This is a genomic window from Oikeobacillus pervagus (assembly GCF_030813365.1).
GTDB classification, from domain to species: Bacteria; Bacillota; Bacilli; order Bacillales; family DSM-23947; genus Oikeobacillus; species Oikeobacillus pervagus.
This window is the reverse complement of sequence record NZ_JAUSUC010000047.1, coordinates 1-20,457: the sequence shown is the minus strand read 5'-3', so window position 1 is coordinate 20,457 and position 20,457 is coordinate 1. Positions and strand designations below refer to the sequence as shown.

Below are 20,457 nucleotides of genomic sequence, written 5' to 3'. Positions count from 1 at the left end.
TTGGTTCGCTCGACTTGCATGTATTAGGCACGCCGCCAGCGTTCGTCCTGAGCCAGGATCAAACTCTCCAAAGAATTTGATTTAGCTCATAAAAATTAACCTCATTAAAACATTATGGTTACACTTCGTTTTGTTCAGTTTTCAAAAATCAATCACTTCTTAATAGCAACTTAAACATCTTACCACATTCAAAATGTGGTGTCAACACTTATTTTTCAAAAAAACATAATGTGTTCTTTCGTAAGTGACAACGTATATAAATTTACCATCCTTTTAGATCGATGTCAATGCTTTTTTATAATTTTTTTATTATTTTAATCCCCCATTGTAAACGGATATTATCAATATCATCCTATCTATTCTCATTCAACCGTCTTAGTATCAAACAGCTGAAATGACAAAACGCTCCTCACATATATGAAGAGCGTTATGATCAATTATTATTTCAAAAAGATGAAGTAGCTTAGAAAAACTAGGAACAAGAAGTACATGATTGGATGGATCTCTTTTCCCCTTCCTTTAATAATCATTGTAATAGGATAGAAAAGAAACCCGATCGCAATTCCTGTTGCAATACTGTACGTAAATGGCATGGATACAATTGTTAGAAACGCAGGCACTGCAATCTCAAATTTCTTCCAATCAATATCTCCTAATGAGGAAACCATTAATACCCCGACAATGATAAGGGCTGGTGCTGTGACTGCTGGTGTAATTACTGCTAATACTGGAAAGAAAAATAACGACAGCAAGAAAAGACCAGCCGTCACAACGGAAGCAAATCCAGTTCGAGCTCCAGCAGCAACTCCTGCAGTTGATTCTATATAGGAAGTCGTTGTAGAAGTACCTAGTATCGCACCAAAAACAGTTGCACATGAATCAGCAAATAACGCCTTACCAGCACGAGGAAGCTTATTATTTTTGATTAACCCTGCCTGATTGGCAACAGCTACAAGTGTCCCTGCTGTATCAAAGAAATCCACGAATAAAAATGTTAATACAACGACGAGCATTTGTAGAGTAAATACTTCACTTGGGTTACTGAAAATCGGTTCAAGCGCAACTCCAAAAGTTGGTTCGATGCTAGGGATCGCCCCGATAATTTGTTTCGGAGCTTCAATTAATCCCGCTACCATTCCAATGATAGCCGTTATGACCATCCCGATAAAAATTCCACCATTGACTCCCTTCGTCATCAAAATAACCGTAAGGAAGATTCCGAAAATGGCGAGTAATGTATTCCCATTCGTTAAATCGCCTAGCCCCACTAGTACCTCATCATTATTGACAATGATTTCAGCATTTTGTAATCCGATGAATGTAATGTATAAACCTATTCCCGCCCCAACTGCTAATTTCAATTCCGCTGGGATCGAGTTAATTACTTTTTCACGAAGACCTGTTAAAGTAAGTAAAATAAAAATTAGTCCAGAAAATAGAACACCTGTCAAAGCTGTTTGCCACGGAATCCCATATGTAAGGACCACAGTGTAAGCAAAAAAAGCATTTAATCCCATACCAGGGGCTAACGCAACGGGGTACTTAGCTAAAAGTCCCATAACTAATGTTCCTATCGCTGCAGCAAGCGCAGTGGCAACAAATACAGCTCCATAATCCATCCTCATTGAATCAGGCAAATCCGAAACAGAAGTAAGAGATAATGTTAGTGGATTCACAACTAAAATATAAGCCATAGATAAAAAGGTTGTAAGTCCACCAATAAACTCCTGACGGTAACTTGTTCCTAATTCATCAAATTGAAAGTATTTTTTCATCTTTTTCTTCCCTCCAATAATTTACGGATATTTGATGAAGAACAAATGCACAAGCGCCTGTTCATCGGAGTACGGATTTCATAGTCTTCGACTGAGATAAAAGAAACACAGCGAGGTTCTTCACGAGCTGATGTTGATTTATCGTAAGAAGAAGACGTAGAAATTTGCAAGACGATAGGCGCTGGAGCTAGACGTAGACAACATTTTTCAAAGGTTATCCACAGTCCTAAAATTTATAGTATAGCAATAAAAAACACCCCGATATCAACTATCGGAGCGCGACTAAAATAATGGCGTAAAACATAAATGAGACCAGACATATTTTACAAAAATCCCATTACCTCGTAGTCAAGCCATTTACGGTAGCTCGGTAGAAACTTACGGGCCATATCCCTGAAATTATACGAAATAATATACGTTATTATTCAAATATCTTATATTTTATAGTTTTAAAACTTATTACGATCGAAGCACGAACATTATTGATATTTCTTGTGTTTTCGTTTAGTTTTTTAAACCCTTTATTCCCACTCAATTGTTGCAGGTGGCTTACTTGTAATATCATAGACTACACGATTGACATGGCTCACTTCATTGACAATCCGTGTTGAGATTTTTTCAAGCACATCCCAAGGAATACGAGCCCAATCAGAAGTCATCCCGTCAATAGAAGTCACAGCACGAATGCCAATTGTGTAATCATACGTACGAGCATCTCCCATGACTCCCACACTACGGATGTCAGGAAGCACAGTAAAGTATTGCCAAATATCTCTTTCCAGTCCAGCATTTTTTACCTCTTCACGTAAAATCGCATCCGATTCTCGGACGATTTCCAACTTATCCTCAGAAATAGCACCTAAAACACGGATTCCTAGGCCAGGACCAGGGAATGGTTGTCTCCAAACAATTTCATCAGGAATTCCTAATTCAGTTCCTAGTGCACGAACTTCATCCTTAAATAAAGTATTTAATGGTTCAATCAATTCGAATTGCATATCTTCAGGTAATCCCCCGACATTATGATGGGATTTAATTGTTTGGGCAGTTGCCGTTCCACTTTCAATAATGTCTGTATATAATGTTCCCTGTGCTAAAAAGTCGATACCTTCTAATTTATTTGCTTCATCATCAAAAACATAAATAAATTCATTTCCGATAATTTTCCGTTTTTTCTCTGGGTCAGACACGCCTTCTAATTTTGAAAGGAAACGATCTTTCGCGTCGACTTTAATGACATTCATATGGAAGCCATCAGCAAAAGTTTTCACAACACTTTCTGCTTCCCCTTTACGAAGTAATCCGTGATCCACAAAAATACATGTTAATTGATCTCCAATAGCCTTATGGATTAATACAGCTACAACAGAGGAATCAACCCCACCACTAAGAGCACAGAGAACTTTCTTGTCCCCAACAGTTTGACGGATTTTCTCCATCTCAATTTCAATAAAATTCTCCATTGACCAATTGCCTTCACAACCACAAACTTCAAAGACAAAGTTTCTCAACATCGCATTTCCGTGTACTGAATGTTGTACTTCAGGATGAAATTGTACAGCGTAAAGTTGACGACTAGAATCACTCATGGACGCGATTGGGCAAGATGGATTCGTCGCATTCACCGTAAAGCCTTCAGGCGCTTCCACAACTAAATCCCCGTGGCTCATCCAAACAACTTGTTCATCTGACAATCCTTTAAAAAGCGCAGATGTTTTTTCAATTTGAATCGTTGCTTTTCCATATTCCCGTTGTTTTGCCGCTTCTACTTTCCCACCGAAATGCTTCGTCATTAACTGCATGCCATAGCAAATCCCTAATACAGGAATACCTAGATCAAAAATCGCTTCATCACAGCGAAATGCATTTTCAGAGTAAACGCTATTTGGCCCACCAGAAAAAATAATTCCCTTTGGATTCATTTTCTTTATTTCTTCTACCGTAATCGTATGTGGATGTAATTCACTGTACACCCCAAACTCACGAATACGACGGGTAATCAACTGATTATACTGACTTCCAAAATCTAAAACAACAATGATTTCCTGGTTTTCCATGAATGATTTCCTGCCCCTCTATTTAAAAATAATCTGCAACTTATTCCATTATCCTCGGAACATAATAAAAAGCTAGAACGCCTTCATTTTCTAAATATAAAAGCAGAACTCTAGCTCTTCCATAAAGAATCTGCCTTCATAGTCCAATCATTATCGGTGATTTGGTAGAAACTTTCGAACCATATTTTCGAAAATATACGAAGGTGTATGACTAAATTCAATTTATTTTTACATCATTTTATAACTAGTATAATATACGGTCAACCGGATATCCATTTGATTTAATTTTCCGTAAATTATAACTCACTCTAAAAAGGGGAAATACCAGGGACATCCCTGGCATTCTGTCTATCGTTTTCCTCTTCACTTCCAAAACGTATCAAAAATCGTGATTGGCATATGACGTTTATGTTTTGAATGATTGTAAAGTTGTTCAATCCGCTTACGAGCTGTTTCGTTGACCGCTTTCCCTTCCAAATAATCATCAATTTCTTCATATTTGACCCCAAGTGCTACTTCATCAGGTAGTTGTGGTCGGTCCCCTTCCAAATCAGCAGTCGGAACCTTCTCGTACAAATGTTTCGGACAATTTAGTTCACTTAATAACATTCGTCCTTGGCGTTTGTTCAGGCGAAAGATCGGGACAATATCCGCCCCTCCATCCCCATACTTTGTGTAGAATCCGGTAATGGCCTCAGCTGCATGGTCTGTCCCAACCACTGCACAACGTTTCGTTGCAGCAATACTATATTGAACTTTCATACGTTCCCTAGCTTTTTCATTCCCTTTCGTAAAATCAGAAATTTCTATTCCAGCATCCTTCAATGCCCTCTCACTTGCATCAACAGCTTCTTTAATATTAACTGTCAATATTTGATCAGGTTCGATAAAAGCTAAAGAATCTTGGCAATCACTTTCATCCATTTGGGTACCATAGGGAAGTCTTACAGCAATAAAGAGATAGTCTTGATTTTTTGTCTCCTGCCTCATTTCCTCTACCGCGATTTGTGCAAGTTTTCCCACCAAAGTTGAGTCCTGCCCCCCTGAAATCCCTAACACAAATCCTTTCAAAAATGGATGCTTTGTTAAGTAGGCCTTTAGAAAATCCACACTCTTTCTAATTTCTTCTTTTGGATCAATTGTAGGTAAAACTTTCAATTCCTCAATGATCCGTTTTTGTAATGGACCCATTTTCATCTTCCTCTTTTTATTTCTTCATTTTCGCTACTTTTTCCATTATGTCATTAATATTCTCCATTTTATTATTCCAACATTTTTCACTTAAATCGACCGGATACTCAGCCGGATTCAATGTGCGTTTATATTCATCCCATAAGTAAAGTAGGTTATCCTTCACATAATCTTGAATTTCTTTTAGACGCGGTAATTCATATACTAGTTTTCCATCTACATAAATATTTTGATGAAGATCGATTGCCTCGAAATCCGTTACCTCCTTACTAATAAAAGTATGGACAGGGTGGAACATTTTTATTTTCTTCTCTTCTTGGGGGTTTTCATCTTGTAATGTAATATAATCCCCTTCTGATTTATTGGTTTTCTTATTGATAATTCGGTATACATTTTTTAATCCTGGAGTTGTCACTTTTTCAGTATTACTTGAAATTTTAATAGTGTCTTGCATTTCACCATTTTCGTCCTCAATGGATACTAATTTGTACACTGCGCCTAATGCCGGTTGATCAAAGCAGGTAATGAGCTTTGTTCCAATCCCCCATGAATCCACCTTTGCACCTTGTGCTTTTAAATGCATAATCGTCTGTTCATCTAAATCATTTGACGCAAAAATTTTGGCCTCTGGAAATCCAGCTTCATCCAACATCTTTCTCGCCGCTTTTGATAAATAGGCAATATCCCCGCTATCTAAGCGAACTCCGAGAAAGTTAATCGTATCCCCTTTTTCTTTTGCTACACGAATGGCTGTTGGAACGCCTGATTTTAATGTGTCATACGTATCTACTAAAAACACGCAATCTTTGTGGGTCTCGGCATATTTACAAAAGGCCGTATATTCATCGCGATACGCTTGAACCATCGCGTGGGCATGTGTTCCCGCGACTGGAATACCAAAGAGTTTCCCTGCACGAACATTACTTGTCGCATCACATCCACCAACAAAGGCTGCACGAGTCCCCCAAAGAGCCGCATCCATTTCTTGAGCCCTTCTTGTTCCAAATTCCATTACGGTTTCATCGCCTACCACTTGCTTAATTCGAGCAGCTTTTGTTGCAATTAATGTTTGATAGTTAATCATATTTAAAATAGGCGTTTCAATTAATTGAGCCTGAATGAGTGGGGCTTCTATCCTCATAATGGGTTCATTCGCAAATACCAATTCCCCTTCCACCATGGAACGAATGGTCCCTGTAAACTTCATATTTTTCAAATACTGTAAAAATTCTTCCTCATAGCCAACCTCAGTTCGTAAGTACTCAATATCACTTTCGGTAAAATGGAAATTCTCTAAAAATTGAATGACCTTTTCTAATCCTGCAAAAACCGCGAATCCATTGTCAAAGGGCATTTTGCGAAAATACAGGTCAAAAACGGCGTTTCGCTCATGAATGCCATCCACCCAATACGTTTTCCCCATATTAATTTGATATAAATCTGTATGTAAAGTTAAACTATCATCCCGGCCAATCATGTCATCTCTCCTTTTTGAATAGGTTTCCTTTTACAGGTCAATTTTAGTCAGACGCTTCCACGTTTTTAGACCGACCTTTTCAATTCCTTCACGTTGATGGTCTTGACTTAACTTAAAACCGTCGCCCCTAATGCCGAAGTAAAATGCTGTAATGCCCATTCATGTCCCTTCTGATTAAAGCTAGCGACCGCCTTAGAATGAATAATAATATTAAAACCTTTATTATAAGCATCTACCGCGGTATGTAGAACACAAATATCAGTACAAACACCGCATAAATGAATGTCATTGATTCCTCTTTCTCGTAGCTTTATTTCTAAATCCGTTCCCGAAAAAGCACTGTACCTCGTCTTATCCATATAATACACGTTTGGTAAATGTTTATTTTTTTCAAAAACCGTCGATAATTTCCCATATAAATTTCGACCACTTGTTCCCTCAAGATTATGAGGCGGGAATAATTTCGTTTCCGGATGTAATATGTCTCCTTTATAATGAACATCAATGGCCAAAACGACAAAATCCCCATTATGAATAAATTCTTCTGTTAATGCAGAAATCTCCTCTTCGATTGCCTGTCCTGGTTTTCCACATGTTAACGCACCATCGTCTGCTACAAAGTCAACAGTATAATCGACATTAATTAAAGCCCTTTTCCCCATAGGCCCCCACCTCACATGTAATATTTCCCTATTATCTATTATAGTTTCTACAAATGAAAATGCACCCTTTTATAAAAACTTATTTTTACATCCTGAGCTAGTTCATATTTTTTGAGGAAATATTCATATTGTAAATTCTAGATTTATTAAAAGTAAGGGTGAAGACCTACCGGCATACTAGTGCATATTTTGCCGGGAAATACGCATATAATTTGGGAAATGTGCATATCTTCCTGAATCTAGTTCAAAAATCTGAATTCAAGCGCATATCTACTTGGGAAATACGCAAATCCTAGCGGGAAATATGCAAAGCAAAGAAATATCAGTCAAGTCCTTAATAGTGTGTAAAATGGTAATCACAATGTTTAATGCCATTAAAAATATCCATATTTGAGTTAAACTGTAAGTGGGGTGGGGCATTTCCCCTCCTCCTCGATTTCCAATGTCTTCCCCCGGTGTTAAACATTGTAACCGCGAAGAAATAACTTGACCCTTCTTTTACACAATTATATGGATTTTATCATCATACAAAAAACTGCCTAGCAAACGAATATTATTCGAAATAGGCAGTTTTTTTGATTCCATTTAAAAAGTAACGTGAACATCACCATCTGTTGAAGTGATATCTAGTTTATGTTGCGAATTTGTCGTATGACTCGCATTTTTTTCAAATCGATTATTATTTACGGTAATATCACCAAAGTCATTATGAATGTTATAGCTTAGATTGGATTCCTTATTTAAAAGTTGCAACTTAGTATCCCCAAAGTTTGAATGAATGACGGAATTCCCCAAAAGCATCCCTTGAATTTCAATATCTCCATCTTTACTTTGAATTGTGAGTGCTTCACTAGTGAAATTGAGGAAATTAAGATCTCCAAATTCATTTTGAAAAACCGTTGAGTTAGCACGGACGGAATCAAATTTTGCATCTCCATCGTGCATCTCCACATTTAAATCCTCCGTTATGACATTATTAGCATTCATATCTCCAAATTTATTTTCAATCGTTAGCTGATTCGATTGAATATCATTAAGAGTGAGATCTCCTTCACTTGAATGAATCGTCAATCGCTCCACTTTCATTCCGTCTAATCGCACATCGCCAAATCTGTTCTTTAAGGAGATATTTCCAAATGTCACCTCTTTTGGAACATAGATCTTGACGACTTTTTTGGTGAGGGTCCCAAAATTTAAATCTATTTGCCAAAGAGGTTCATGGTCGGATTCTTTAAGCACCAATGTGTCATTTGTAATTTTATGAGTGACTTTTGTTCCTGCTAATCTTTCTATTTTTAATTTGTATTCATTTGAGGGAATGATTTCAATATCTGTATCTTGAAGATCCCCCTCAATATTTGCAAATTCTGTTAAAGAAAATTCCTCTGCTTTTCTATCGTGGTTCCCCAAAGCCTGAAAACCATCCTCGGTATTCACAATGGAAAGTTTGGCTCCAGCAAAGAATCCGATTGCTGTAAGAAGGATTCCTATCACAATCATGCCACTAGCAATCAATGTGAATTTCTTTCTAGTTGAATTCATTTACAACTCCCCCTTACGTTTGCGGATCATTTTATCGAATTGCTTTTTAAGCCATTTAGCTAATGTCGCACTCATATTTTTTGCTACAAAAATAAGTGACGGAAATAAAAGAATCCCAATGCCTGTAGCAGTTAAACCAATTCCAATAAAGAATAAGGAAGTTTGCCAATGCTGAAAAATGACAGTAAACCCGGCCACTACACTTGTGATTCCTGAAATAAGTAAGGCCATATTTAAGGCAAAAAAAGTGAAAATAAACGCCGCACCTATCATAACTAAAGCAAATACCAGTCCAATCACGGCCAAAAGCAGTGGCAAGGCAATGGGGGCAGCAAGGATGGCAAGAATAATAAACCAAATCGCTGAAAATCCCTTTTTCGTTGTTCCTGACTCGTGATCCAATCCCTTTACAGCATAATCAGCTAAAATTTGTGATGCCACAAGCGAGGGTGGACCTAACTTGGCCATGACTTGTTCAATATTCTCTTCCCCCGCCTCTTCAAAATATTCGCGATAAAAATCTACGGCGATGTCTATTTCTTCTTTCGGCAATTTCTTGAGCTTGCGTCGCAATTGCTTTAAATACTCTTCTTTACTCATGATCGATCCCCCTTAATAACACTAAATCAATTTTCTCCTTATATTCATTCCATTCCCTAAGCAGCTCATCATACTTACCACGACCACTTGCGGTAATTTTGTAATATCTCCGGTTCCTTCCTTGAAAGGGTTGATCATAGGTCGTTAAGTATCCCCCTTTTTGCAATCTGCGCAAGACAGGGTAAAGAGTCGATTCTGAAATATCCATCACCTCACGCACTTGTTGAGTAAGGGAATACCCATAAGCATCCTTTTTTGCCAAAATAGCTAAAACACAAGCATCAAGAAGAGCAGATCCAAGTTGAAATGACACAGCCTCACCCCCATTTATATTTATTATAGTAATTATCATGTTATACGTTGTATAGTATTACCATCCATCACATTATATGATGTATAATATAAGACGTCAATACATATTATGAAAAATATGTTAAAGGAAGTGGGAATAAATGGATGGTGCCTGGCACCTGGAAACACTTTACAATTCAGGCTTAATATTTTGATTTAAAAGGCCAATATTTTTATATTGACAGTGGTGATAAAATAACGGTATAATGGAAAATTTGAATCACCCCTATATATATGATATACTTAATATGGTTACCATTAATGGAGGGTGATTATTTGTTTCAAGTTGGAGATAAAATTGTCTATCCGATGCATGGTGCAGGAGTTGTGAAGGCCATTGAGGACAAGGAGATTTTGGGTAAAACCCAGCAATATTACATCATTCAAATGTTAATTGATAATATGCAGGTCATGATTCCTACTAATAACGTTGACAACATAGGAATTCGTCCAGTTTCGGATCGACCTATACTAAAAAAAGTATTACAAGAATTTCAAACGGAGGAAACAGAAGATTCACTCCCATGGAAACAAAGACATCGTAAAAACCTTATGAAAATGCAGAACGGTGAAATTCATGATGTTGCTGAAGTAATCCATGATTTAATGTCAAGAAGCGAAGAAAAGAAACTTAATTCCAGTGAAAAGCATATGCTAGTGAAGGCGAAGAAAATTTTCATTAGTGAACTCGAACTTATTAAAGGAATTAATAATACTCGAGCAATTGACTTATTTAATGCCCAATTAAAGAAATCTTGCTAATTGTCTACAATGCCAAAATAGCTACTGACACATTTTGTCAGCAGCTATTTTTATTTGGACAGGTTCCCTAATCTCTGTATGTTTTCACACCACAGTTAACTAGTTAAACTGTTCCCGGACAGTAGCTGGTATCTCATTAAATTGAATCTCCTCCCAGGACTTTACATAACTTCTTTTTGTATCAATTTTTAAATATGCCTCATTACGTAATTGTTTACTTGCCGTAAAAGTAACTTCAGTTTCTTTCCCATCCTCATTTATCCCTTTTAAAGTATATTCGAATGTATCTACATCGACTTTTTCTCCAGATCCATCAATTTTGACAAAAACATCTTTTTGAGGAACTAAAGGGTTTAACATGTCCGCTAACTCATTTTTCACAAAAAATGTTAATGAAAACAAAATCACGACCGCTATCGCTACGGTTACAATGGCTATTTTAAATATTTTCATCATTTTATTCCCCCTCTCTCTTTTCCCTATCTTTAATTTAGAATAAACAACTAGTAAATTCCTTCGATTAAAATGACAAACGAAACCAAAAACGTGACAATATTGTCATACCCGCCAGTTATATTGGTAATAAATGGATGGGGCCTGGCACCTGGTAGTATACGGTAAATAAAAATTCCCTCTTTTGCAAAAGCTTATGGAGGAAGATTAAAGGAGGGAATCTGATTGATGAAGAAAAGGGAATCTAGGCCTTCTGTTGCTCCTGGAATGGATGATCATGAAGAATTGGAGAGAAAAGCAACAGACGAGGAAATTGAACGTGGGAAATATACAAGTGTAACTCATCTTTCTTTTGATGAAGTCAATCATGATTAAATGTCTTCAGGTACCATCCGAAAAATGGATGATACCTGAGACATTACTTATTTATTGATAAAAATCAGAATGTCCTGCTATTTTAATAAAACATATTATTAACTTCTCCTAATACATTTGAAGAATTTTTATAAATAGGATGGTGCCTAAAGCTTTTTAACAAATTCAGATTTTAATTTCATCGGCCCAAAGCCAGTAATTTTACAATCAATATTATGGTCTCCATCAACTAATCGGATATTTTTCACTTTTGTACCGATTTTTAAGACAGAAGAACTTCCTTTTACTTTAAGGTCTTTTATGACTGTGACAGTATCACCATCACTCAAGACATTTCCATTTGCATCTTTGACAATCAACTGGTCATCACTATGTTCTGTTTCCATTTCTAAAGTCCATTCATGACCGCATTCTGGGCAGACAAAAAGACTCCTATCCTCATAGGTGTATTCGGAATGACATTTCGGGCAATTTGGTAAATTTGACATCTTCCATTTCCTCCATTCATAATAATCCTTCACAATAACTAGCCATACATTACATACTAATCTATCAACGTTAAGTAGATTATACAAGGTTAAAAAAAACGGGGGCTCCGCAACCCATATTCTGGATGGTGCCTGGCACCTTAAAGTAGCAACCCATATTCTGGATGGTGCCTGGCACCTTAAAGTAAATGTTCTTCAAAATGTTTTTTCACTTTGGTCCATTCTTCCTTAATGACACTGTACATGATGGTATGTCGGATGGGGCCTTCTTTTCGTATCATATGATTTCGAAGAATTCCCTCTTTTACTGCGCCAATCCTCTCTATCGCTTTTTGGGAGCGGATGTTTTCATGTCCTGTTTTGATTTGTACTCGATTGAGATGTAGTTCTTCAAAACAATTTTTTAATAATAAATATTTACAATTCGTATTGATATTTGTACGCCAATAATGGGGATGAATCCAAGTTGATCCGATTTCAAGTCGTTTGTGTTGTGTTGAAATATCGAGAAACCAAGTAGCACCAATTATTTTCTCTATTTTCCTATTTATAATTACAAATGCCATATCTGTTCCATTTCTCCGTTTTTGCTCAGCATCTTGAACATATTGATAGACTCGACTTTTATCCGTCAAATCAACTGACATATGCTCCCAAATACGTTGATCCTGCGCTGCTTCATATATTCCCTCGACATGTTCAAGTTCCAGTGGGAGTAATCGCACAATATTATTTTCCAACTTTTTCATCATAATTCCCTCCTTTCATTTATTAAACTCTTTTTCTGATATGATAGGAATATCCAAAAATGAACTTTTGTTTAATACCAAGGGATGATGAAATGGAATTTCAAATTTTGCTAACGGATGATAAAACAAAATATAAGCAAATTTACGAACAAATTCGACAAGCAATTTTAGAAAAAAGCTATTAGCTCATGCTAAGCTCCCACCTAAACGACGTTTGGCTGAACAATTAAATGTAAGTATTCTGACTGTCCAAAATGCATATGATCGCAAAATTTATGGAAGAAGGACATTATTCGTCACATATAGCCAAAATGAGAACTTTATATCGAGCAAAGAGAAGTTGTATAATTGAGAGCATTTCCAAACATTTAGGAGAAGAATTCAAGATCAAGGGCGATGAAGCAGGATTACATATCCTAGTTCAATTACCTGAAAGTCTAAAAGAATTCAAAGCAATAGAGCTGGCGAAATCAAGGGAGTTGAAATCGACGCCGTTTCAACAATGTATCAGCTCCATAAACCAAATCATCAAGTAATGCTAGGATATGGTGCCCCAACTTTAGAAGAAATTAAAACAGGAGTGAGCTTACTAGCCAGTGCATGGAAAGATAGCTGAGAAATACTGGAGGGTGCCAGACACCCTCCAGTATATTCCAATTTACTTCTTATCTTTGATTTGTTCGCGGATCGTTTTTAGTTCTTTCAATGACAGTTGGCCCAGTGATTGTTTAATTTCCTTTTCAATTTGTTTTCTGTTGCTTTCTTGATATTGAGTCCACCACTCTCGAAGGCCTTCCGTATTTGTGAAAAGGTGTTCCGTATCTATTTCTTCTACATCCTCATCTGTTAAATAATTTAACACAGCCGCTAACATTCGATTTAAATTACTTATTTCATCTATGTTATTTTCGGTATTAATCTGGGAATCCTCCAATTCCTTATCAACCACTTCATTCGTTTGGGCAGGCTTACGTGGCATCCCGTACTCCTCCTTATACAATTCAGTATTAGTAGTATGATCAGAAATTGTATGTTTAACCATTTTGAATGTTTGAACGAGATAAGACAATAAATAACTTTAAATAAACTAAAAGCCCCCATGCATTCACAATGGAGGCTTCCTTCATCTATTCATCAATCGTTAGATAATTTCTGTTTTCTCTCTTGTTCAGCAATGATTTCATCGTCCTCAGCGTTATCTCTCGCTACTTTCTGAGTTAAAATGGCTCCTACCGCTACAAGGATCATCACAGCAATATAATAACCTTTTTCATTTAGCTGCAAATTGTCTGCATTATACAAACCGATACTAAATAAAAAGACTCCTGCAAAAAATGTGAAATAGGCCAACACTGTAAATGCAGGTGTATTTCTCCGTCTGTGCCTCATTCAAATCACTCCCCTGAATCATTTTCAAAAGAAGGGAAAATCGCGATTATGAGGGTCCGTATCCCTTTTTATCCCCTTCCTAGGAACCCAAAATTTATTATCATTTTACCATAAAGGGAAGTTTGCCAGTATATAATTTTTACAGTTACTTTAAAAATAGTAAAAAGGATCCACAGGTTGCTGGTTATAACTTCATTTGAAGGATGAAGAAAAATCTTGCCTTCATTTTTCGTTTAACTTCCTCCTGGCCATTAAAGAATATGTAACTCTTCCCACCCTTTTCGTAAAATCCCATTTTAATCGCGTCATAATACTCACCATCCACCATTCTTGCACCCCTTATCCTCGCTTCAACTTTCATTCCTATTTTTTCTGCTACCTTCATCACTCTTATATTTCCTGACCAAGTTGACATTCCTAATCTATGTAAATCAGTTGATTTAAAAAGGAAATCAATCCATCATTTATAGGCCTCAGAATCATATCCCTAGTTCCAGAATCTTTTATCATAAATAACAATGCCCGTTTTTTTCAAAAAAACGAAGGGCTGTCTAGAAAATCAGTGTAAACTGACCTTTTAGACAGCCCCTCCTTCTTAATGTAAAGATTATTAGATAGCAAGTTCCTCTTTATCAACCGTTACTTTCCTGACCTTTACACTTGGAGGAATTAAGGGATGATTTTTTATCATGTTGATACTTGTTTGTACATCCACTTTTAATGTACCACTGTCTTTGAGCCATTCCTTTATATTCTCTTCTTGAAACTCAGGTCTGCAATATTTAAAAAGATAATCGAATATTTGAACTTTTTTCTGTAACTCTTTATTTGCGGATATCATTTTAGAGACGACATCTAAGTTTTGTTTACTACGATCTGCAGTAGCGGTCACACCGATTTCTTCTATATTTTCTTGATAAACAGCAATAATAATGTCCCTCATTAAATCACCAAAAGGCGAAGTAATGGGTTGATAACTTTGTAAAATGAGGATGTTTTCAAGATTTAAATTGGTATTCTCCTTAATGGTCTGCTCAATATTATGGTCCATTCCTATGACAAGAAGTAACTTTTTCTTCTTATCTGTACACATTTTTCTCCCACCTCTTTATCCTGATTTCTAAAGGAAATGGTTCTCTAAATTATTTGAAAGCTTAAAAACCATGACTCGTTCTCCGGTACGTGTACTAATATCAGTGTAAAAACTAATAACTTCCTGACCTGTTATAGTAAGGACAATCTCCTTTAATTCTTCTATGCCTGATTCAACCAAACCGTTTCGGGCCTTTTTCACTGATAACAATCCCTCTTTATCCTGACATAAGGAATATTCGGCGGGTGATAATATCCCACGTAATAGGACAATAATCATATCGCGTAATATATCTGATTTAACAGATACAGATCCCCGTCCAAGATAATGTTTCTCCCAATGAGTTAAAGCTTTACTTATTTCAGATTCAAGAGTTCCTTTTGACTTATCCATAATGATTCCTGTTCCTTCTCTCTTAAAAATTTCTTGAAAATACAAACGAATTTTTAAACCGTTTTACCGAAAAAGGTTAGAGGGTTAAGACCAGCTCTCCCAGATTCCTTCAGGATCAATAGATGCAAGGCGAACCCATCCATTTTGGACTTTTTGATTGAATGCCTGATTATGGCTAAGTGTTCTTTCCACATACTCTCTTGGTGCCTGAATTACCACCAACAGTCTAATTGGTGAGTGATAAATATTTTGATCCGATTGCATTACAGATTGCCAAGGAAGCCCGATTAATAGGTCGCTAGCATTCCCCTGCATCACTCCGATACCGGCAGTTACGGTTTGGGTAGTTTTACTGCCGCTACCATAATAATGAGGGGCAACAGTAGACGCATAATACTGTAAATTAATCCATTCGCAAACGGTTCCTGGACCGTTAATAATCGCCTCAAGTAGATCACCATTTTTATCATTCTGCCAATTATAATTATGTAAAAACACTCTGCCATTCAGATTACAATCCTGAGTAAGTCTTCTTTCTCCAATAATAATGGCCGCGTTCCCTGCCAATCCCCACTCAGGTCGCACTTCACTCCAATCCTCTGCAAACCGCTCTGCCTCCGCCTTAGGTTTTTTGTAATTTAAATGGATATTTGGTAATTGCGGTATACGCTCAGCATTTGCTTTTTCACTAACTTTTAATAAAATGGACTCGACTTGATTAAATGCATCCTTTGCTGTATTTGAAAGTTCAGGAACATAAAGCCATTTCAATTCATCGGTAGTTGTAATATGTTCGGCTGCCACGAAAACTGTATCTTCTGGAATCGATATTCCTTCCTTTTCGAGTGTTTGCCTAACCTTCGGAAGATTGCACAAGGAGGCAAATACCCGTGCATTAAATCCACTGGATGCACCACCACATGCCCCACAATCAAGCGCAGAGGAATATGGATTGTTCGTACTATAGCTACCATGTCCGCAAATGACCACTATAGGAGCAAAATGGTTAGTAAGTCCCATCATTTTCAACGCTTGTCGAACATAATTCACCTTCTCCCCATCAGTAAATCCGATCGGTAGCTCTGATGCGATAGTATGCTCCCGCTCTATTGTAAACTTAGTAAATGGCTTACGGAGCCATTTTTTCTGAATTTTATGGAAAGTGGATCCGGCCCATTTTGGAATAAAGCTCCTTGCTAATGTTTGTACCCCTAACCAAGGTCCGCTGATTTCCGGCAACAGCATGCTTGAAGGTAGGCTATGTTTCATTGTTTTAAACGTGGAACTAAGCGAATTAACCACCTGATTTCTTTGTTGATATTGCTTCAATTCTATATCTGAAGAAATTTCTTTTACTTTAAATTGTGGATTAAACATAACCGGTAAGGAGTTATGGCTGTGATGACTACATAGCTTCGTGGTTGCAATCGGCAACCCGAAAAAACCCGCTGCTCCTATTGTTTCAAAAGGACCCTCTTGTTCCAGTTGACGACGAAAAGGTTCTGAACGCACATCAATGCAAAATACAAATTGTGCCATGACTGTTTTATCCATTTTCCTTACAATAGATTGTTTCGATGTAATTAACTTCATTAATTGATCTTCGTATGTTTTTTCCCATGCTTCTAACCAAAGGCGGTAGCGCGCAACCTTATCAAAACGATAGGCAAGGGTCAAATAGGCTTCTAGTTCTGTAGGGGGCAACTGGGAAATTAAGCTCACAGGCATGTCACCCCACTGTGCCCACGCTGATACCAAGGGTTCTAAAAAGGCTTTAGCGTCAATATCTTGCTTAGGCAAGGGAAGATAGGGTTTAATCAAAGCACATTCCATAGACACTCGAACAGCCAAATATTCAAGAAGCAATGAATGTTCCTTAGCGGATTGCTGAGAGCGCCACAGCATCATTCCCGCCCAACCTGGAAGGGCATATAAATGGGCTTCAAGGTATTCTTGTATCTCTTTAAAAGGGATGTCCATTTCCTGCAATGCATTCATTAAAGCGTCATCGGCATTTTGAGGCCCCTCATTTAACTTTTTACGTACTGTAGATTTTAACGAAGGATCATATTTAATGATCCCCCGCCAAGCATCATAGAAACCATTTTCGCGATTAGGCATAGACCAGACTGCCTGAATGTCATCTAAAAACAATTTACACCACTTAATCATATGACGGTTGAGATCTTTAGCTATTCTGCCATCTCCCAACTGTTCCATACGTTGGCTGAATGTTTTCACTGTTTGTTTTTTAATTATACGGCAATTGAAATGGCTCACTTTTTTAATAATTTTTTTTAGTTCTGATATTTCTAAGGGCTTTGAAGGTAATGGATCATCCAACAAGAGTGCAGACCGACAGAAACGTTCTGCAACATCATGGGGAATATCTAAAGATTGGGAATCAAGCCATTTTTGAAGCTGTATTTCTAAAAATTCTTGGCGAATCTCCCCTCGATTTTGTGCAGAACGCAACACAAATTCATTAGGATAGATGTCTACATCTACAATCGTTTTTAAACGACGTGCCACTTCTTCAAATGATTCCTGTTCCATCCCAACCCAAGGGGTACGAGCCGCAAATGTACTAATAGGACCAAGAGGAGATATAACTTTACTTGCTGCCTTTACCAAATCATTTAGAGATTGTGTCGATGTGAACGCAGTATTGGTCGTTAATGTAGGGTTCAGCGTTAATGTAGAATTCATCGTCATTTCCCTCCTTGAGACATTAATCTCGTCAAATACTTCGGATGGCTTTCAAAGAAATTACTTTTCGGTTCACTGAGTCTTAAAAGCCATAAATAAATAACAGTAAAAAAAACAGATGAACGATACCGGACCCGTAATAGCCCAAGAGCAATGCCAACAAGTAAAATAAACAGGGCCAAAATGGTTGCCATTGTTGGAGGTTCTGTTTGAATCTGGATTGATTCCTGTAACAGTTTAAAAAAGGCACTATGGACAATGCTAAATACAAAAGCAGCTCCGGCAAACAGTGTAAGTCCCGCTATTCGTCCAATCCTGCCGTTTTCATTAGCCACAAGTTGTCTCCAAGAAAGTAACACTGACCAGCCTAATATAAGAGTATTGATCAAATGATAACCATCCCTAGGAGAGGTCCACCAGAAAACTATTCCTAGTAAGAAAGCCAAAATAATTCCAACAATCGTCCACAACAAGGATGAAGGCTGGGTTGTTCGGACGATGGATTTTTGATGATGAACAGCAGAACCAGCTTGTAAGAAAAGGGTCGCCTTGAAAATACCATGTAACACCGCATGAATAATGGCTGCCCAATAGGCTCCTAAAGCACATTGGATCAACATAAAACCCATTTGTGCAATCGTAGACCCTACAAGCTGCCGTTTATAATCAACTTGGACCAACATGATTCCTGTTCCCATCAAAACTGAAAAACCCGATAATACAAGCAAAACTATCTGCGCAGCATCTCCACTGAATAGTGGCGAGAAACGAGTTAACATAATTCCACCGGCATTTACAATCCCTGCATGCATGACAGCGGAAATAGGCGTAGGCGCAATAACCGAGTCTAATAACCAACCGTGGAAAGGCCATTGTGCTGCTGGAATAATAACAGCTACAATGAACAACAAGCTGATGCAGCTTTTTTCCCATGAATCAAGTTGGGCAAGGCTATTATTTGAAAGGACCATCGATAACTTCCAATACCCTGTGGCTTGTGTGAGCCAGATAACCACGAATAACAAAATAATCCAACTAAGTGCAAAAAAACGACCGGACAGTGCCGAAGCATTTCTGGCTACCTGCCACTCTTTCTTTAAGCCTATGAGTAGAGTAAGTCCTAGAAGAGTCACTCCCCAGCAAATTAACAAGATGCGAAGATCATTACTTAACCATGCAAGAGAATCAGCAGCTGTTGTAATTGTAAGCAGAGCGAAATAACTTCGATAAGATTTTTCGCCGAGTAAATAATGAACACAGTAACTCTGCACAATAAAACTAATTGTAAGAACAAATAACGCCAGTAGCCACGATAATGTATCAAGATACCAAGGTCCGAAATTTATAGATTTATTACAAAAAATCAGGGCTAACAGAGCGCAAATTATGGGCAGTAAAAGGATCACAGTATGAATACGAATAAAATTCAAAGGAACTTTGGGAAGTAATAGAATTAAACCGCTTAATACCGAAACCACAAGCATCATAAAGAAAATCATTGGTAGGAAATCAGGATTTTGAAAAACTAGCATTTGGCTTCACTCCATATGATTGGATAGGCTGAATAAGCCAGAATTTCGGTAATACATTTCTTAATCATTCGCCTCATTTTCCTTTCTACTTAACATTTAAAAAACAAAAAACCGACAATTTTCCGCGTTTAATGGTTTGGCAATTAAACCATTAAACTGTAAAAATTGTCGGTTTACTATTAACGAGCCCAACTTGAGCTTTTTATTAGTCTACCTTTTATATAATTATTCTTTCATCTTAATAACAACCAATGTTTCTAGTCATCTAATTAATAAATTCCCTTTTTCATATAGCCAATAATAGAATATTAACTAGTATGCTAAAGGAAAATTATCTATTTATCAAATAGATTGTATTTTATTCATTTTCCACTTTACTATTAATTTAACATTCTGTCAAGTGGGACAGACAACTTGTCCCAATCAATAACAAATATTCATATGGAGAAAAATTTGAAGATCCATCAGAAAGTCAGTTTTCACTGTTCTCCTACGACAGCCCTATTTGTTAGGATGTTCTTCGATCAGGCGATTATGAAAATTTATCGACTTTCAGTTTAGGTCACCCCCGGCGTTTTGATCATTTCCCACTCACTTTTGACTATTTCCCAAACGGATTTGCACTACTTCTCGAGTGATTTGCACTACTTCTCGGAATATTTGAACATTTCCCAGGATTTTTGCATATTTCCCGCGAACATTTGCGCCACTCCATCGACGGGGCTCCGCTTTTCCGCGGGTGAAGTCGATCCCGACGCTTTGACCATTTCCCACTCACTTTTGACTATTTCCCAAACGGATTTGCACTACTTCTCGAGTGATTTGCACTACTTCTCGGAATATTTGAACATTTCCCAGG

At 37.3% G+C, this 20,457-nt stretch carries 21 protein-coding genes, 1 rRNA gene and 2 riboswitches; of the genes, 3 read left to right on the top strand and 19 right to left on the bottom strand.

From position 1 onward, the window contains the following. From J2S13_RS14090 to J2S13_RS14050, 9 genes are all read right to left on the bottom strand, one after another. Positions 1-74, bottom strand: a 16S ribosomal RNA gene (locus J2S13_RS14090); the annotation flags it as partial. A gap of 366 nt (positions 75-440) precedes the next feature. Beyond that, entirely contained in the window at positions 441-1,775 is a 1,335-nt protein-coding gene (locus J2S13_RS14085) for an NCS2 family permease (RefSeq protein ID WP_307258428.1), read from the bottom strand. A 325-nt stretch (positions 1,776-2,100) separates the two neighbouring features. Next, a riboswitch (purine riboswitch) is annotated at positions 2,101-2,202 on the bottom strand. 94 nt (positions 2,203-2,296) lie between these two features. After that, a complete protein-coding gene (gene guaA / locus J2S13_RS14080; protein WP_307258427.1) occupies positions 2,297-3,832 on the bottom strand; it encodes a glutamine-hydrolyzing GMP synthase in 1,536 nt (511 codons plus the stop codon). Positions 3,833-3,951: 119 nt separating this feature from the next. Further along, positions 3,952-4,053: riboswitch (purine riboswitch) on the bottom strand. Positions 4,054-4,195: 142 nt separating this feature from the next. Further along, the gene (nadE, locus tag J2S13_RS14075) at positions 4,196-5,023 is read right to left on the bottom strand and encodes an NAD(+) synthase (RefSeq protein WP_307258424.1); all 828 of its coding nucleotides are present in this window, start codon (positions 5,021-5,023) and stop codon (positions 4,196-4,198) included. A 16-nt stretch (positions 5,024-5,039) separates the two neighbouring features. Continuing rightward, positions 5,040-6,500, bottom strand: coding sequence for a nicotinate phosphoribosyltransferase (locus tag J2S13_RS14070; RefSeq protein ID WP_307258422.1), 1,461 nt, complete (start codon positions 6,498-6,500; stop codon positions 5,040-5,042). Positions 6,501-6,607: 107 nt separating this feature from the next. Further along, positions 6,608-7,162: a cysteine hydrolase family protein gene (locus J2S13_RS14065; protein ID WP_307258420.1), complete on the bottom strand. Its 555-nt coding sequence runs from the start codon at positions 7,160-7,162 to the stop codon at positions 6,608-6,610. A gap of 585 nt (positions 7,163-7,747) precedes the next feature. Beyond that, complete coding sequence (locus tag J2S13_RS14060) at positions 7,748-8,704, bottom strand: DUF4097 family beta strand repeat-containing protein (protein ID WP_307258418.1); 957 nt, start codon at positions 8,702-8,704, stop codon at positions 7,748-7,750. After that, on the bottom strand, positions 8,705-9,304 hold the full coding sequence (locus J2S13_RS14055; protein ID WP_307258416.1) for a DUF1700 domain-containing protein: 600 nt from the start codon (positions 9,302-9,304) through the stop codon (positions 8,705-8,707). After that, positions 9,297-9,617 (bottom strand): PadR family transcriptional regulator, encoded by a 321-nt coding sequence (locus J2S13_RS14050; protein WP_307258414.1) that lies wholly within the window; start codon positions 9,615-9,617, stop codon positions 9,297-9,299. The genes J2S13_RS14055 and J2S13_RS14050 overlap by 8 nt, the downstream gene beginning before the upstream one ends. A gap of 299 nt (positions 9,618-9,916) precedes the next feature. On the opposite strand from J2S13_RS14050, the gene J2S13_RS14045 reads away from it, so the two are divergent. Next, positions 9,917-10,417 carry a CarD family transcriptional regulator gene (locus J2S13_RS14045; protein WP_307258412.1) on the top strand — a complete coding sequence of 167 codons (501 nt, stop codon included), beginning with the start codon at positions 9,917-9,919 and terminating at the stop codon, positions 10,415-10,417. Between the two features lie 99 nt (positions 10,418-10,516). On the opposite strand, the gene J2S13_RS14040 is transcribed toward J2S13_RS14045, so the two are convergent. Continuing rightward, positions 10,517-10,873 carry a YxeA family protein gene (locus tag J2S13_RS14040; RefSeq protein WP_307258411.1) on the bottom strand — a complete coding sequence of 119 codons (357 nt, stop codon included), beginning with the start codon at positions 10,871-10,873 and terminating at the stop codon, positions 10,517-10,519. Positions 10,874-11,095: 222 nt separating this feature from the next. On the opposite strand from J2S13_RS14040, the gene J2S13_RS14035 reads away from it, so the two are divergent. After that, positions 11,096-11,245 carry a hypothetical protein gene (locus tag J2S13_RS14035; protein WP_307258429.1) on the top strand — a complete coding sequence of 50 codons (150 nt, stop codon included), beginning with the start codon at positions 11,096-11,098 and terminating at the stop codon, positions 11,243-11,245. A 146-nt stretch (positions 11,246-11,391) separates the two neighbouring features. Here J2S13_RS14035 and J2S13_RS14030 read toward each other — a convergent pair whose 3' ends face one another. Together J2S13_RS14030 and J2S13_RS14025 are read right to left on the bottom strand one after the other, a co-directional pair. Then, positions 11,392-11,733: a zinc ribbon domain-containing protein YjdM gene (locus tag J2S13_RS14030; protein WP_307258409.1), complete on the bottom strand. Its 342-nt coding sequence runs from the start codon at positions 11,731-11,733 to the stop codon at positions 11,392-11,394. A gap of 179 nt (positions 11,734-11,912) precedes the next feature. After that, positions 11,913-12,482, bottom strand: a complete 570-nt coding sequence (locus J2S13_RS14025) for a GNAT family N-acetyltransferase (RefSeq protein WP_307258407.1) — start codon at positions 12,480-12,482, stop codon at positions 11,913-11,915. 59 nt (positions 12,483-12,541) lie between these two features. Here J2S13_RS14025 and J2S13_RS14020 point away from each other — a divergent pair, with 59 nt between their 5' ends. Then, on the top strand, positions 12,542-12,667 hold the full coding sequence (locus tag J2S13_RS14020; RefSeq protein WP_307258405.1) for a hypothetical protein: 126 nt from the start codon (positions 12,542-12,544) through the stop codon (positions 12,665-12,667). A 473-nt stretch (positions 12,668-13,140) separates the two neighbouring features. Here J2S13_RS14020 and J2S13_RS14015 read toward each other — a convergent pair whose 3' ends face one another. From J2S13_RS14015 to J2S13_RS13985, 7 genes are all read right to left on the bottom strand, one after another. Next, positions 13,141-13,461, bottom strand: coding sequence for a hypothetical protein (locus tag J2S13_RS14015; protein WP_307258404.1), 321 nt, complete (start codon positions 13,459-13,461; stop codon positions 13,141-13,143). A gap of 155 nt (positions 13,462-13,616) precedes the next feature. Next, positions 13,617-13,871 (bottom strand): YiaA/YiaB family inner membrane protein, encoded by a 255-nt coding sequence (locus J2S13_RS14010; protein ID WP_307258402.1) that lies wholly within the window; start codon positions 13,869-13,871, stop codon positions 13,617-13,619. A 184-nt stretch (positions 13,872-14,055) separates the two neighbouring features. Beyond that, positions 14,056-14,259, bottom strand: a complete 204-nt coding sequence (locus J2S13_RS16930) for a hypothetical protein (RefSeq protein WP_370874041.1) — start codon at positions 14,257-14,259, stop codon at positions 14,056-14,058. Between the two features lie 222 nt (positions 14,260-14,481). Continuing rightward, positions 14,482-14,964, bottom strand: a complete 483-nt coding sequence (locus J2S13_RS14000; protein ID WP_307258401.1) for a carbonic anhydrase — start codon at positions 14,962-14,964, stop codon at positions 14,482-14,484. Between the two features lie 27 nt (positions 14,965-14,991). Then, a complete protein-coding gene (locus tag J2S13_RS13995; protein WP_307258398.1) occupies positions 14,992-15,357 on the bottom strand; it encodes a Na-translocating system protein MpsC family protein in 366 nt (121 codons plus the stop codon). A gap of 84 nt (positions 15,358-15,441) precedes the next feature. Further along, positions 15,442-18,072 (bottom strand): DUF2309 domain-containing protein, encoded by a 2,631-nt coding sequence (locus J2S13_RS13990; protein WP_370874040.1) that lies wholly within the window; start codon positions 18,070-18,072, stop codon positions 15,442-15,444. After that, positions 18,069-19,598 carry an NADH dehydrogenase subunit 5 gene (locus tag J2S13_RS13985; RefSeq protein WP_307258395.1) on the bottom strand — a complete coding sequence of 510 codons (1,530 nt, stop codon included), beginning with the start codon at positions 19,596-19,598 and terminating at the stop codon, positions 18,069-18,071. Before J2S13_RS13985 ends, J2S13_RS13990 begins: the two co-directional genes overlap by 4 nt. Between the last annotated feature and the right edge of the window lie 859 nt (positions 19,599-20,457).